The following is a 15,457-nucleotide window of genomic DNA, read 5'->3' as shown; positions in this document are numbered from 1 at the left end:
GTGAGCGCTTTCAGAATGCCCTGCGCTGGCAGACCAGTGAGCTGGTCACGTTCTTCAGACTCCTTACACGACCTTTTTCAGCGCCAGGACAGTCAGAAACCTAAGTTGTCGGCTACTGAAGTGGGAGGGACATGATTCTTCTCCTTGCTTCTGCTCATCTTGCCAACCTGTTGCTTTGCTACCCACCATCGTAATTTCAGTACCGGAGCGCTTCTGGGGCCAGCGGTCGCTCCTTCCTGGTGATTTTGCCTGATGGCCCATAGCCACCTCACGACTGGACATCAATGAAAGATCTGGCTGCCACCATGATGCCAATCCACTTCGAGGGTCTGTCTTTGTTCCGGGGGCCAGCGGTACAGTGACCATGCCGAAACTGAGCTTGAGCGAAAGAGGAGTCTGGGTGCACCGCATGGGGGAGAGCCACGGGCTGAAGTAGGGGCTGCGTTCTGACGGGCGCGCCCCCCTGCCATGCATGGCTCCCGTTGCGGGGTATGGATCCGAATCTCATCCACTTCGCCGCCAAACTGATGCTGATTCCCATTACCTCTGAGGCTGATCAGGCTGGCCCAGCCACGCTGATCTCGCCCAGTTCAAGGTCATACCAGCCCATTTCACTCACGCCTGGAATGGCCTGGACCCCCTGGACCGGCACCACCGTGAGATGGGTCTCCCAGGTATGGTCGGTGGCGAGGCGGCCCTTGTACTGCAGACCAGCGCGGGGACTGTAATACACCTGCTGGATACTCATCTCCCGATTGCCGTGCAGCAAACAGATACCGCGTGAGCCCTCCAGAATGACCTGCACGCGGTCCCCTGCTTCAGGGGCCGCCGCGGTGTCCTGGCTCCAGACAGGCCGAACACCCGGCCTGGCTGCGGCCCAGACAAGGCTGCGCAGCACGCGCAGTACAGCCGAGAGATCATCATGGTCCTCTGCGCCGGCGGCATCAAGCGCGTGCGTGGCGAGCAGGGTTGCCGTGTCCAGCACCTGACTCAGAACGCCTTCAGAGAGCAGTTTCGAGGAGAGCCGCAAGCTGCCGTAGGTCTGGTCATACACGACGAGAACCGTCTCTCCTTTGAGGAGGCCAGGCCGTTCCACCCGGAGCTTGTCGGTGGTCACGCCGATGTCCCTGCTTTCAAACGGCACGGTCATCCGAAATGCGTCCAGGACAAACTGAGCCACCAGAGCCTTGGGCACGTCCCCTTGCAGCGACGGATGATGCAGCAGGACACCGGTGCTGTAGAAATTTCGGGCGAAGCGGCTGTGCTGGTAATAGATTCCGGTCTGATGCGCGTCAAGGGGATACGGGCTGTTGAAGGTGTTCGGTCCACGACGCTCGGCAAAACCAATTACCGATTCGGAAATCATGACGTCACATTCGACCGCGTGCAGGCTGCCGCGCACCTCCGCGTGGTACACGCTCTCCACATCGAGATTCGGATAGGCCAGAGTGGGCAGACAGATCGGTTGCGTCGAGAACCGCTTCTCAGGGCGAACCTGAATGGTGCGCGAGAGAGTGTTGACGCGGATGACCCGGTAGGCCCGGGTGGCATACAGGTACACCGCGCCTGGATACGCCTCGCGCATGACCTGCCCGTAAGAGAGCGTGCCGAGGCTCTGAGGCCCGTTGTTGTGCCGCACCTCGACCTTGTAACTGGTCTCAACGTCCCGGAGAGGAAACGCGTGGTTCGGACTTTCCCCAGCCTGAGCGCGCAAGGTCTGGAGGGCAGCGGGCAGCGTTCCTGAGCGCTCGTGACCAATGATGCCGGTAAATCCGTCCGGCCACGTCACCGCGCTGAGAAACTCACAGTCGGTGTCTCGGCCCAGGGCGCCCAGCAGTGCGTCGTGCTCACCACCCGGCCGGGCAAGACACAGCGCGTGAATGCACTGGATGTTCGGGTTTTCCAGGTACAGCGTGCTTGCACTAAGTGGGCGGGTCAGGAGGGTCTCAGGCCGGTCAAACAGCACCTGGTCACTAGGGCTGCCGCTGTACAGAATCAGCACCCGGCCGGGCTTGCGGCGCCCCACGCGGCCGATCCGCTGCATCAGCGACGTGCTCGATGCAGGAATGCCCAGCAGCACGACGGCGTCCAGATGCGGAATATCCATGCCGAGCTCCAGCGCGCTGGTGGAAATGACGCCGTCGAGCCTGCCACTGGCCAGACGGGTCTGAATCTCGGTGCGGTCGCGCGCTTCGTACCCGCTGCGGTACGGCAGGACGCTCAGGTGCGCGAGAGACGAATCGTCGAGTGGACTGGCGTCCATGTCTGCCTCGTCGTCGGGCTGTTCGGGCGTGCGCGCCATAATGCTGGCCAGATTTTCTGTCTGCTTGCGGGAATCGCTGAAGCACAAGAACTTTTGCCCCTCCTCTGCTAGGCCGCGCAGCAACTGGGCCGCGCCCGTAAGGAGGTCACGTGAGGAATCCTCAGGGGTCAGGAAATGCACGCTCACGGGCTGCCGGGGCGAGCCGTCGCGCTCTGGCCCGATCACCGTGAAATCGTGCCCTGTCAGCAACTTCAGGTGTGTCGCCGGGTTTGCCATGGTTGCGGACGCGCACACGTACTGCAGCCGCTTGCGGGTCAGCATCTTCGACGCGTGCTCGAAGCGCCGCAGGAGGTAGGCCGCGTTACTGCCGAACACCCCGGTAAAAGTGTGCACCTCATCGGCGATGATCAGCCGGGTGGCCTGGATGAAGTTCCGCACTGGCTTGCGGCCCAGCTGGCCAAGCAGCCAGGCATGCATGACGTCCGGCGTCAGGATAACGACCCGGCAGCGCTCCAAAATGGCCTCGCGCTGTGAAACGCTGACCTGCCCGTCAATGCGCCCCACCTGGGCGTCGATGCCAGCCGTGTTCAGGGCGGCGCGCCAGCGGTCCTCCTGCTCGGCCCCCAGCGCTTTTTGCGGGTAGAGCACGATGACCTTGGTGTCCGGCAGCGTACTCAGGGCTTCCATGGCAGCCAGATGGAAACACAGGGTCTTGCCACTGGCCGTGCCGGTGGTGACCGCGAAGTGCTCGAAGCGCGCTGCGCTGGCAGCCGCGTCCGCCTGATGAAGGTAGATGCCGCCTGGGTGGCTCAGGTGCAAGTAGCGCTTCACGGCCGGGCCGCTGGGCAGGTCATCCAGGGCGACGAGCTGGGCTGAGCGCGCCGGCAGGTTGAGGACGTGGGCTTCCTGCCAGCGGGCACGCTCGGCAGCGGGGGTCACGGTGGTCGAGGTCAGGGTGGTCATAGGAAGCCTCCGGGGGCGCCGACGGGACACGTTCGGTCGTGCTTCCAGCGTGAGGGTAGGGTGCGTCAACAGGTGACGCGCGGCTGGGGCGTTCTCTCCGTCACCAGGTGTCGCGGGAGAGGCGCATACTGCCTCTCAGGAGGAACACCCAGGAATGACGTGGTGTGGATTGAGTATGCCCGTCCAGTGGTTGCAGGATCCCGACGTCGTGAACCCCGGCTGATCGGGCGCCCGAGACCGGCGCCTCCTGCTCCGGCGGGCCAGTCTCATGGGCGTTCCGTCGGGCCGCGCCCGCCTGGAGGTCCTGGGCGATGGCCGCATTGCCGTTTAGGACGGCCGGCTGGTGACGGTGGACTGCCCACCGTACGCCATGGTGTCCGCCCGTGAGGACTTCCGGTGTCTGGGTCTCCGCACAACGTCAGGCAACCGCTCCACAGAGAGGGGAGAACTCAGGAGTTGCACCTCATGTAGCGGAGTGAATAGCCGTGCTGGCGGAGAAATTCCGAGTTTCTGCTGAACATCAGGAGCAGGCGGTGCAAATGGACGTCTGGCATGACCGTCATCAGCGCCAGAGCAGCACACGCCTCCAGGGTCATCCCAGTCTCTCGGTACAGGATCGCCAGGGTCCACGCCAGGAACACCAGCAGCACCCAGCGATCCAACCCCACAGCAGTTCGCAACGCGAACTGCGCCAGACTGAACTGATGTTTGCCCTCTTTGAAGAACGATTCCTCGTTCCACCGCGTCTTATCCTCCGCAATGACCTCATCGCCTTCCATCAGCTCTGAGGAGACGGCGTGAAAGACCCGGTTTCCACGGTCGACGCGACCGAGAACCAGCGTGTCATAGGGCCAGTTCTTCAGCTCAACGTCCCCCCCGTGTGGGCAGTCGGCCACCGTTACCTCGCCGGGATGCAGCGTCCTTCGGGTCGACCGTACGTCGACCACGAACTCAAAGCCCAGTTGCCTGACGTCATTCAGAAAGACAGCGGCTTCAAAGCCACTGTCGGCAAGCACGCGCACCCGAAATCGACGTTTGATGCTGTCTGGAACCGTTCGGAGCAGCTCACGGGCCAGGGTTACTGGGGTCGCCGTTCCTTTGCCCTTATACACCCGGTCGCCCACGGGGAACTTCACCTCACCGTATTCGGCGAACAGCACGACCAGATGAATGCCGTGAACGTCGTTGTAGACCCGGACGAAGGGCAGCGTGCTGCCCTTCTTTTCAATGCTGGTGAAGTCGACGCTCAGCCGGAGGAGGGGCCGGTGTCTCCGCTTGGCCGGCGTCCCACTGCGCCCCTTGGAGCACGGCCCAGCTCTGCGCCGTATCCCAGGGATACTCGTTCAGGAGGCGACTGAGGGCACTTTTGCTGACCAGCTCGGCGCGGTGCAACGCCGTTTCGGTGGCCGTGTTCAGGAACAGAGCGAGCGCAGCCCCAAGACTGCGCTGTTGATAGGACGTGGTGGGAATGGCCAGGAACTCGTCTGCCAGAATACAGACGCGCTCCCTCAGAATCTGCGACTTCGACACTCACAGATTTTCTCGGCTGGGAGCGCTTCACTGTTGTTATGCAGGTGCAACTCCTGAGTTTCAGGCCTTCCCGTCACGTGACTCAGTTTCAAAAAGCTTATGAGTCAGTTTGATTTCACGGAGTGGTACTTCGCTGGAAGAAATCAATTGTGTCCAGTACTGAATCGCCCGAGTAATCTTTTGACGATCACGTGTTTCAAAGCGGGCAATATCTTCGTCATCACATGCCGCAGTCAGAACATACTGACCCTCAACAGAGTATTCCGGAGACCAACCCAGCCAGATGTAATAGACCGGTTGAGCCGAGTCAGCTGAGGTAAATACAGGTTCCCCCAGGCTGTATCTCAATGCCAGGAGGTCCTCACCGAAATATCGCTCGTTTTCCAGAGGAGTGTCGCTTCGTGGTGGGTCCTTATCAAAAAAATAATTTTTGACGACCAGCCATCCAGAAGGAAGATAAAGCGGCATTAAATCACGGACATTGTAAGCATCAGCCATATCTGCACCTAGATCTTACGCGGATGAGAGTGGATAAGAGGAACAGGCGCATCTGTCATCTCGGCTCGCATCCCTGAGACGTCATCGCCGTCAGCGTAGCCAATGTTGGCCGAGAAGCGGTAATAGACGTGATATCCCCCACTGCGCTTCTCGGGATTGCCTTTGTTTAGCGCTTCGACTTCAAGGGCCTCAATATCATCATCAGAAAAGCGGGCGTAGTACTGTCCTGGGCCACCATTCATGCTGCTTTTGCGGCGAGTGGCCTCGTCTTTGCCTTTCACGTGTTTTCGGTAGCTGCTTGCCTTAAAATGTTTCGCCCGTTTCAGAAAGTCCTTGAACTCCCGCTGTGGGTCCTCGGCTTCAATATCATCTACATCGAAGTTCACACCGTATGCGGCCAGCTTCTGTGCGAGCTTCTTAAGATCTTCCATGGCCATCTGCTCCATGTCTGCATCCTGGGCCGCCAGGGTCTCGAGCTCACGAGCTTCCTCAAGAACGTCGTGGAGCATCCGCACTTCTGCAGACTTGGTCTTGTCGGCTTCAAGTGACTGGATCCGGCGCAGAATCTTTGCCGACAGGTGATCTTCGACCGAGTGCATTTCAAGGGCAACGGATTTTCCAGCGGTCCTTTTCAGTACCAGATGATGTCCTGCGCCGTTCATGCTGAACGGCAACCGCAGAACATAACTTTTGCCTGCTGCCGTGCGGCCTTGGGAGGTGGCTCCCCTGGCGGTCTGCCCCTGGGCCGCAGATGTGGGTGGGCGTTGCAGGATCCCTTTGACCCGGCCGATCAGCTTGTCAATGGCACCGTCGAGACGGGTCCGCAGGTTCGTGACCGTGGCTCTGATGCGGGGCGCGATGTTGCCAATCCGCGCCACTTTGCCCAGGAATGTCAGGACCACCGGGATGCTGCCCCCAATGGTCCGCTCAATGAACCCTGCGGCCGCGCCCACCTGACCAGCAGCAATGGCCTGCACACTGCCCAGGGCGTTCATGATCACGCCCATGATCTGGCTGCTTTGGCTGACCAGGGTCTGGACCCCCTGAAAGGCAGTCAGCAGCGCCTGCACAAAGGCTCCACCAGGGACGAGCATGGACGCCACCTTCGCGGCGCCAGCAGTCACCAATGAACGGGTGACTTCGCCTTTGAGGCTTTCGACCACGCCCTGTCCAACGCTGCTCTGCTGCCCTTTGAGCTCAGGCGCCTGATGCAGCCCTTTGGTCAAGGAGGCCAAAGCCCCCCCTGCCTTTTCGGCTGCCGCAATCTTCTGTTCTCCCCCCCGCCCCAGTTCCTTGACCAGCCGACCACGCAGGGCCTGGTACGTCAGCCCCATGACACTTAGCGCCGTCATGAACACGCCTTTGAGGTCCAGCGTCGCTGGGAACTGAATCCCGGACGCGCCGGTCAGCCAGGTCCCGAGCCCCTGTTTGAGCCACTTGCCCGCATTCGTGCGGAACTGGCCAAAGCCCTGCTTCAGCGCGCCCAGCAGATTCTTCGCAAACTGCGCGGGGTTGCGCAGCACCTGCACGATGACGTCACCGCCCTGCTTGAGAAGGCCCATGATCTTCTTCCCGACGGGTCCCAAGCCGGCTTCGATGGCCGTCAGGCCAATCTGGGCAATATGACGGGCTGATCCAGCCACCAGCCGCTTGAGCCCGTCCGCCCGGCGCATCAGGGCGGCCTTGGCGGCCCCCAGATCCGGCGGGAACTTCCCGACTGTGGCCTTGACCTCCCCCAGGACCCCGCCGAGTTGCAGCTTGCCAAGTTCGCCCTTGAACCACGCCCAGGTTTTGGGAATGAGGTTCTGCTGCCGCACGACTTTCAGCATGTCCTTGAATGGCCCAGGGACCAGGTTGGCCAGCGCGTCAAGGACAGCATTCGGATTCTGATCCAGGCGCTTACCAGTCACCAGATCTTTTCCGAACGCCAGGCACAGCTCCCGGTACCCAGGGATGTTCGCCGCCAGATCCGAAACCTTATTCAGGACCATATTGCGCTGAATGGTGATCCCTGCAGCCTGCCGCTGGATCCCCAGCGCCGTGAACGGCTGATACAGCGCAGCGGTGACTGCTCCGTCCTGCGCCCGTTGCAGCGCTGCTTTCTGGGTGTAAGCCCCGGGGGCATGGGGGGCCGGGGGCATCAGACTCTTCGGGCTGGGCATAGCCTGCGCCAGTCTGGCGCCCATGGTCCGGGCTTCCACTTCCAGGCCCGCATCCGGGTCAATGCCAGTGCCCACCCGCCCCTGACTCTGCTGCACGGTGTGCGTGACCTCGTGGGCGAGCAGTTCCAGTCCACTCTGTGTATTGGGGTTGAAGCGGCCACGCTGAAAGAAAATGTCGCTGCCCGTCGTAAAGGCAACGGCATGCACACCCTTGGCCAGGTGGTCGGCTTCGGCGTCATCGTGGATCCGGACCCGACTCAGGTCGTGGTTCAGGCCCCGCTCCAGGTGGCGTTGAATGGCTTCAGGCAGAGGATTGCCTGAACCCCGCCGCGCCTGAATCCGTTGCAACACCGGCTGTGTGGATTCTGCCTCCAACTCGGCGAGTTGCCGCTGAAGGGCGAGCCGTTGCATGCCCTGCGCTTCCTGAAACGCCTGCGTCGCCTGGCGCTGTGCGGCGCTGTCCACCGCGCGCTGGAGGGCGACCCGTTCTCCTGGGGGGATCATGCCCAGAACCACCCGGGCGACGGGCGCACTGACCGGATGCCGCTGGAGGGTGGCCAGATGCTCACCGTAGGTCTCGTACCGCTCAGGGGCTGGCCCCCGGTCGGCACGGAAGCCCTGAGCCAGCGTATGCGCCACCTGCCGCTGAAGTCCAGCAAAGTGCGTGTATTGCCGCGTGTCCAGCGCCCTGCCTTCCACCTGCTCTGCCTGGGACCGCATGACGGTGACCCAGTCGGCTGGCGTCTGTGGTTTGTCGGGCACCAGTGGTGAAGCGCGGTGTTGGGGCGCCGCTGCAAAGTGAGGCAGATTCGCCAGCTGCCCAGCGACCACCTGCCGCTGAACCTGAACACGCTCCACTTCGGCCTGCTCCAGCGCACTGGCCTGCAAGACGGGTTGAGCCGCCTGCTTCTGGGGCAGAACGGGCCGGGCTGTCTGCCGCTGCAGGGTCTGGCCAAGGACGGCCAGCGGCTCGGCCGGCGTCTGCGTCAAGGGGGCTTGCCGCGGAGCCTGGGCCGCTGTTTTCTTCCTGCTGTGCGTCACGTGCCCAGTCATGGCCCGAGCTTAGCGCGCCCCTGGTCAGCTGGTCAGCTACTTTGCGCCTGTGCCCTCCAACGTGATCATGGACCTGCTGGCGTGTATGCCAGAACACCTGCCGCGTTCTGGACAGCGTGTGGACGGCTCCCACTGGTCGGTTCAGTGGGAGCCAAGAACTCTGCAGCGAGTCTCAGTGCCTTTTGCTGTGCTCAAGTGCTCCCGAGCTGATATCGGCCCACGCCCGAATCGGGCTGCACGGACGGTCAACGCCCGATCCTGGCATTGGTAGAGTCCCCTCCATGCATCCAGACGTCAAGGCGGCGCTGAAGGACATCTTTGAGGAACATGGAACAGTGCCCCCGCCCTGGGTGATGTATCCGGAGATTCATCCGCACAGCATCGGCTGGCGAATGGGTGAAGGAGAACACCACATGTGGGTGTGGCACAACTGGCGCCGGGAGCTCCCATGGACCGAAGAAGAACGGCTGAGCTATCTCCGCGCTTTTCCGGCCCGACCCGCCTGGCTGGGGCACGTCATGGTCTTTCTGTGGGATGTTCATCCTGAGGATGAGGCGCAAGATGTTCAGCCGTACATTGAACGTGCCGAACAACTCGGCTTTCCATCCCTCGCTGCCTACGAAGCGGATCTTGAGATTAAACGCTGGCCTCTGATGTTGCCGCGGCGAACACGGGTGACCGACGAACGTTGACCGTCCAGTGAGCCTAGTGTGTGAAAGAAATTGGCCAGCGACGATTGATCGTCACTGGCCGAGGGTAAACCTGAGTTGAGGTTTTAAAAAGCACGCCGTGGTGGGCCATACATTCAGATCCAGTCCCGGCGGCCTGGTGAACCAGGATGACTCAAGGAAAGGGGGTCAACAGGGCGGGATCCTGAGAGAACAGGCCCCCTGCCTTCCTGTCTCCTGCTCAAGCAGGAAAAACGGCCGCCTGCCCTTGCTTTTTCCTTGCAACACCCAGCACCGGGGCAGGACACCGTACACGCTCAGTCCATGCGAGAGAACGTTGAGCGCGGCGCTAACATCTGCATGCTGGTTGCCCCCACACTCGGGGCCGCTGAAGACCTTGCCGCCGTGTTTACCAAGGGTGTCTTGATGCACATGGTGCACCCGGCTGCTCACAGACGCGTTCACGCGCTTGAACGGTACCCCAGCCTGGTTCAGGGCCTGGGGCATCCAGAACAGATGGAGATCGAACGTCGCCTGCAGGCAACCACTGGGGAGAGCCCCGGCCATATGCCGGTCAAGTTCAACTGCTCGGCATAGACGGTATTGGCGTGCTGGATCAGATACAGGATCGCCGCTTCCGCCTCCTGCCGGCCAGTGGCGTAGGTCAGGGCGCGAAAGAGGCGCTGTTCGGCGTCCGGAAGCTGCTGACGCAGGGCACGGCCCAGTGGAGCGTCCGCCACCGAAGGCCACCACGCGGCCATTGTCTACGGCAGCGTAAACCGGAGGAGTGCTGCCCAGATCGATGCCTAATGTGGTTCTGGGGGCGGATGTGCTGGGCAGATCAGCTCGCAGGTCGAACCCCAGTGTGGTGCCGCCCGGTAGACAGCCTTCAAAAACTGCCTTTTTTTCCTCCGGAATGGCGCGCGGCCCGGTATTCTGAAAAGAGAGGTCACCATGAAGATCACCCGTCGAGCTATTGAAGAAGTTGTCAATACTGTCGAGAACAGTGAAACCGGTGAGGTGATCGTGCCGCTCGAGCAGTTCTGGGCGCATTTCGGCATTCCGGACACCATGTTCGCCCTGCAGCAGGACATGACGGCCCGCCTGGCGGAGCAGGGCCTGGACGTTTCCTTTGAGGTCGTGATTGCCCTGCCTGAGGACGACCTGCCGCTCATCGGCGACTTTGACGTGCCCAATCAGGCCGCGCCGATTGATCTCAGCGCAGAGAGCGTGCGGGCGCTGAGCATCCAACAGCCCTGGGCCGAACTGATCCTGCGGCGCGAAAAGAACCTGGAGTACCGCTCGCGCCGGATCCGGGAGATGGGCACCCTCCTGTTGCACGTCTCAGGCACCCGCAAGCCTGAAAATTTTGAAGGAAGCGATCTCGATCCGGAAAGCCTGATCTACGGCGCCCTGGTAGGCGTTGTCGACGTGGTCGGTGTTCAGGAAGTAGCTGGTGAAGAGGGGCTCTACGCCTGGCAGCTGGCTCATCCCCGGCGTTTTAAACAGCCCATTCCCTACTTGGGGGCAGCCAGCATTTTCAAAGTTCCGATGGCACAGGTCAAAGCGGCCCTTCAGACGCTGGGGAGCCAGTCGTCTTGAAACCGGAGCGGGTTCAGTCTGCACTGCTTCATCTGTTGCAGGACGACCGTCGCTGGGCGCACAGCGGCCGCCGTCTGGTCTTCTGGTATGACCCGGAAGGTGAATTTCAGGAGGAGGTGGGGTCGCTCGATCTCGGTGGCACCGAGATTCTGCCGTTGGGTGGGGCGCCGTTTGCCCTGAAGCGGCGCCTTGTCCTCGAGGAGCCTCAGACCCCCTTTGTGCTGTACGCCCCCACCCACGAGCCTCCGCATGCCGAGAACTGGCTGCTCGACCTCCAATGCGCCGGTGTGCTGTTCAGCGCGGACCGGGCGGCACTGGTGTTCGCGGACCTTGGCTTCCGTCAGCGTGCCCTGGAGGCTGTGGTCCGCCGGCACGCCCGCTTCTTTGCGAGTAAGAAGCGCGTATCAGACCTGATGGCGCTGGGCCTGTCTCCTGATGTCGACGAGCGCGGGCTGCTGGCGGGACTGCTGGCTGTCGCAGTGGGGGAGAAGGTTGCGGAAGGCGCCCTGATCGTGCGCCGGGTGCTCAGCGGCGGCCTGGATGAAGCGGACAACGCCACCTACGCCGAGCTGGTCAAACTGGGGCTCGAGACGCCTTTCTGGGAGTTGGCTGCTCAGGTCACGCTGTTCCGGAGTGAGGCGCCCACCCTGCGGCGGTTGTTCATGGCCCTGCTGGTCAACCACCTCAGTCATCATTTGGGCGGCGCCGCGCCGACCCACCTCACCCCTCAGCTGCTCCTGAATGCCACACCCGCCTACGCCCTGATTGCTGCGTGGCAGCGGGACGCGCGGGACACGGACCGCCTCACAGTGCTGACCGGGGAGGTCGAAGCAGACCTCGGCATTGAAGCCTGGGCCCAGACCCTCGACCCGGAAACCTACAGTCAGGTCGATACGTTCCCGATCCTGGAGCGGGTTGCGCTGCGTGCCCTGGTGCGGTCACTGACTTCACCCACTGCGAACCTGGAGACCGCACTGCAGGTGGCCCGGACGCGGCAGGCCCTTCACCACGCCGGCCGCTACCAGGCGGAATACCAGGCCGTCATTGCCGCCGCCAGTCTCTTCGCGCAGCGCCGAGAGCACAGTGGAACGTTTCCGGCAGATGCTGGGGCCCTGCTCGAGCAGTACGCGGCGCGCCTTCACAGCTTTGACCGGCTGTACCGCCAGTACATCACGGCCCTGGACCGCGCGCCGGGCGACCTGCTCAGTGACCTGACCCAGGCGGTCGAGCACACGTACATCCACTGGTTTCTGGAGGGCCTCGGCGCCGCCTGGACTGATGGACTGGAAACGGACCTGCTGTCTGACCTGAGCCTGCGGCATCACCAGTGGCGCTTTTTTGCCAACCACGTGCAGCCGCTCCTGAACAGAGGTGAGCGCGACCGGGTGGTCGTGATCGTGAGTGACGCCCTGCGGTATGAGGTGGCCACTGAACTGCGTGAGCGCGTGACTACTGAACTGCGCGGTGAGCCAGCGCTTGACTACATGGTCAGCACCCTGCCCAGCCAGACCCGCTGGGGCATGGCGGCCCTTTTGCCAGGTCAGACGCTTACTTGGGACGCCGGAGCTGGGCGCGTGTTACGCGACGGCGCCCCCACCACCCGCTCCGAAGACCGCGCGGCGCACCTCGAGCGGACCGGGTATCCATCGGCGGTGGTGCACCTCGATCAGTTGCTGGCCATGAACGTCGAAGAAGGCCGCGCCCTCCTGGAGGGCAAGCGTCTGGTGTACGTGTATCACAACGCCATTGACGCTCTGGGTGACGATTCGCCCAGTGAGCGGGACGTGTTCAAAGGGTGCCAGAACGCCCTGGAGGAGCTGTCCCGCGGTATCAAGCGCCTGGTCAACAGCCTCAACACCTCAGCGGTTATCGTGACGGCAGATCACGGCTTCCTCTACCAGCGTCAGCCCATCCGGGACGCCGACAAGCTGGCGCCGCCACCCAGAGGCGCACAGGACACGCTGGAGCGCCGCAGCCTGATCGGCCCCAACCTTTCAGCAGCCGAAGGGACCCTGCGGGTACAGCTGGACGCCTACCAGCGCATGCAAGAACCGCTCAGCGCGCTGTTCCCGCGCGGGACCCTACGCTACCGGGTCGCTGGGGGCGGCGCGCAGTACGTGCACGGCGGCGCGAGCCTGCAGGAGATGGTGGTCCCGGTGATGACCTACCGCCACAAGCGCGCGGCGGCCGGGCAACCCCAGGCCAGCCGGAAGGTCCGCCTGGAGGCCGTCTCGCCGTCGCGGCGGGTGACGAACACCCTGTTCACCGTGCGCCTCGTCCAGGCTGAAGCAGTGGCAGACCGGTTGAGGCCGCGTACCGTCAGCGTTCAACTGGTCGACGAAGCCGGGCGTCTGGTCACGGACCAGCGCCGCCTGACCTTTGAAAGCACCAGCCCTCACCCGTCACAGCGCGAGCAGATCGCAAGGTTGTCCGTCACCCTCACCAACCCGGACGCCCACGCCACCTACTTTCTCACCGTCACAGATGTGGACGACAACGTCGAGCTCATCCGTGAGGCGTGGACCATCTCCATCGCCTTCCAGGATGATTTCGGAGACTTCTGATGGATGACCTCAACGTCAAGCTCAATGCCACCTACCCGGGCAAGGCCGTGCGTAAGGATCTCACTGCGCGCATCAAGGAAGGCGCGAACGTCCCCATTTACGTGCTCGAATACCTGCTGGGCATGTACTGCGCAACCGACGATGACCTGGCCATCGAGGAAGGCGTCACGCGCGTTAAAAAGATCCTGGCGGAGAACTACGTTCGGCCGGATGAGGCCGAAAAGGTCAAGTCTCGCGTCCGTGAACTCGGTCGGTACACTGTCATTGACCGCGCCACGGCCCGCCTGAATGAAAAGGCGGACCGGTACGAGCTCGAGTTGATGAACCTGGGCGTTCAGGGCATTGAAGCCGACTCGGTCATGATCCAGCTGTATGAAAAGCTGCTCGCGGGCGGCATCTGGTGCATTATCCAGCTGGAGTACGACGCCAGCCACAAACCCAGCCCGTTTCTCCTGACGAGCCTTAAACCCATTCAGATGCCGTCCACGGACATGGATGAGCTGCGCGCGGGCCGCGCCGCGTTTACACGCAGCGAGTGGACCGACGTCCTGCTGCGCTCCGTGGGCATGGAGCCGACCATCTTCAGTGAACCGGTGAAATGGCATCTGCTCGCGCGGATGGTGCCCCTGATCGAGAACAACTACAACTCAGTGGAGTTGGGTCCACGTTCAACCGGCAAAAGTCACGTGTACAAGGAAATCAGTCCGAACAGCATCCTGATCAGCGGCGGTCAGACGACCGTGGCCAATCTCTTTTACAACATGGCCCGCCGGCAGGTTGGTCTGGTGGGCCTGTGGGATGTTGTGGCGTTTGACGAGGTTGCTGGCATCAATTTCAAGGACAACGACGGCATCCAGATCATGAAGGACTACATGAATTCCGGGTCCTTCGCGCGTGGCAAAGCCGAAATCTCGGCTCCAGCCAGCATGGTGTTCGTGGGGAACATCAATCAGAGCGTGGAGAGTCTCGTGAAGACCTCACACCTGCTGGCACCCTTCCCACCTGCCATGATTGATACGGCCTTCTTCGACCGGATTCATGCGTACATCCCGGGCTGGGAAATTCCGAAATTCCGCCCAGAGAGCTTCACCACCCAGTACGGCTTCATCGTGGATTACTTGGCTGAATGGGTGCGTGAACTGCGCAAGGTTTCCTTTGCCGACGGCATTGACCGGTACTTCCGGCTGGGCAACAACCTCAACCAGCGTGACGTGCGCGCCGTGCGCAAGACGACCTCGGGTCTGCTGAAGCTGTTGCACCCGGACGGACAGTACGGCAAGGAGGATGTGCGCGACGCGCTGGTCTACGCGCTGGGTGTGCGCCGCCGGGTCAAGGAACAGCTCAAGAAGATAGGCGGCATGGAGTTTTATGACGTTCATTTCAGCTATCTCGACCTGGAGTCTCTGGAAGAGCACTTCGTGACCCTGCCGGAGCAATCCAGCGGCGGCCTGATTCCTGATGGTCCGATGCAGGCGGGCCACGCCCACGCGGTCAGTCCGGCTGAGAGCGGTATGTTGGGGCTCTACCGCGTGGAACTCCAGGCCACCTCCGGGAACGGCAAACTGGTGCGCACCGGTACGGCAAGTGCCTCCGCCGTCCGGGACGCCGTGAACATCGCTTTTAACTACTTCAAGGCGAATTCCAGCCGCGTGAGTGGCAGCATTCATCCAGACGGGGCGGATTACCTGCTGCACCTGGTGGATGTTCAGGGCAACGGCGCGCCGCAGCACATCAGTCTCGCGCTGCTGATTTCCCTGTGCTCCGCCGCACTGGGCCGGCCCCTGCAGTCGCAGCTGGTCCTGCTCGGGCAAATGACGCTGGGCGGAACGATCAGTCCAGTAGAGAATCTCGCGGCCAGCCTGCAGCTTTCTCTGGACGCTGGCGGTAAGCGGGTGCTGCTTCCCATGAGCTCGGCGGCGGACCTGGCCACGGTGCCCCCGGAGCTGTTCTCAAAGTTTCAGGTCACGTTTTACAGCGACCCCGTGGATGCGGTGTTCAAGGCGATTGGCGTGCAATAAAACCTGAGCCAGCGTTAGAGGCTGCCAAGAAGAGATTTGAAGTTGGAGGCAGGGAGTTTGCAGCGAGCAGAATGGGTGAGTGAGGCGCCGAGGGTACCGGAGTGATGTGGATGACGACACATATTTCTTTCTGCTT

General features: G+C 62.2%; 8 protein-coding genes and 1 pseudogene. 5 read left to right on the top strand and 4 right to left on the bottom strand.

Translation table 11 applies throughout. The features are described from left to right. Nucleotides 1-556: 556 nt before the first annotated feature. The 4 genes and pseudogenes from KMW22_RS18775 to KMW22_RS19505 form a co-directional block, all read right to left on the bottom strand. Nucleotides 557-3,226 (bottom strand): DEAD/DEAH box helicase, encoded by a 2,670-nt coding sequence (locus KMW22_RS18775; RefSeq protein ID WP_221091553.1) that lies wholly within the window; start codon nucleotides 3,224-3,226, stop codon nucleotides 557-559. A gap of 449 nt (nucleotides 3,227-3,675) precedes the next feature. Then, nucleotides 3,676-4,756: pseudogene (locus KMW22_RS18770) on the bottom strand (transposase). Nucleotides 4,757-4,816: 60 nt separating this feature from the next. Beyond that, nucleotides 4,817-5,254: a hypothetical protein gene (locus tag KMW22_RS18765; RefSeq protein ID WP_221091552.1), complete on the bottom strand. Its 438-nt coding sequence runs from the start codon at nucleotides 5,252-5,254 to the stop codon at nucleotides 4,817-4,819. A gap of 8 nt (nucleotides 5,255-5,262) precedes the next feature. After that, nucleotides 5,263-8,469 (bottom strand): eCIS core domain-containing protein, encoded by a 3,207-nt coding sequence (locus tag KMW22_RS19505; RefSeq protein ID WP_235693139.1) that lies wholly within the window; start codon nucleotides 8,467-8,469, stop codon nucleotides 5,263-5,265. Between the two features lie 281 nt (nucleotides 8,470-8,750). On the opposite strand from KMW22_RS19505, the gene KMW22_RS18755 reads away from it, so the two are divergent. The 5 genes from KMW22_RS18755 (at nucleotide 8,751) to brxL (ending at nucleotide 15,321) form a co-directional block, all read left to right on the top strand. Then, the gene (locus KMW22_RS18755) at nucleotides 8,751-9,161 is read left to right on the top strand and encodes a hypothetical protein (RefSeq protein WP_221091551.1); all 411 of its coding nucleotides are present in this window, start codon (nucleotides 8,751-8,753) and stop codon (nucleotides 9,159-9,161) included. Between the two features lie 300 nt (nucleotides 9,162-9,461). After that, nucleotides 9,462-9,734 carry a hypothetical protein gene (locus KMW22_RS18750; protein WP_221091550.1) on the top strand — a complete coding sequence of 91 codons (273 nt, stop codon included), beginning with the start codon at nucleotides 9,462-9,464 and terminating at the stop codon, nucleotides 9,732-9,734. A 357-nt stretch (nucleotides 9,735-10,091) separates the two neighbouring features. After that, on the top strand, nucleotides 10,092-10,739 hold the full coding sequence (locus KMW22_RS18745) for an ASCH domain-containing protein (protein WP_221091549.1): 648 nt from the start codon (nucleotides 10,092-10,094) through the stop codon (nucleotides 10,737-10,739). A gap of 35 nt (nucleotides 10,740-10,774) precedes the next feature. After that, nucleotides 10,775-13,303: a BREX-1 system phosphatase PglZ type A gene (gene pglZ / locus KMW22_RS18740; protein ID WP_221091548.1), complete on the top strand. Its 2,529-nt coding sequence runs from the start codon at nucleotides 10,775-10,777 to the stop codon at nucleotides 13,301-13,303. Continuing rightward, entirely contained in the window at nucleotides 13,303-15,321 is a 2,019-nt protein-coding gene (gene brxL / locus KMW22_RS18735) for a protease Lon-related BREX system protein BrxL (protein WP_221091547.1), read from the top strand. Before pglZ ends, brxL begins: the two co-directional genes overlap by 1 nt. Nucleotides 15,322-15,457 lie beyond the last annotated feature (136 nt).

The sequence above is a fragment of the Deinococcus aquaedulcis genome (assembly GCF_019693445.1).
Taxonomy (GTDB): Bacteria; Deinococcota; Deinococci; order Deinococcales; family Deinococcaceae; genus Deinococcus; species Deinococcus aquaedulcis.
Note: the sequence above shows the minus strand (reverse complement) of the source record. Positions and strands in the feature narration are given on the sequence as shown.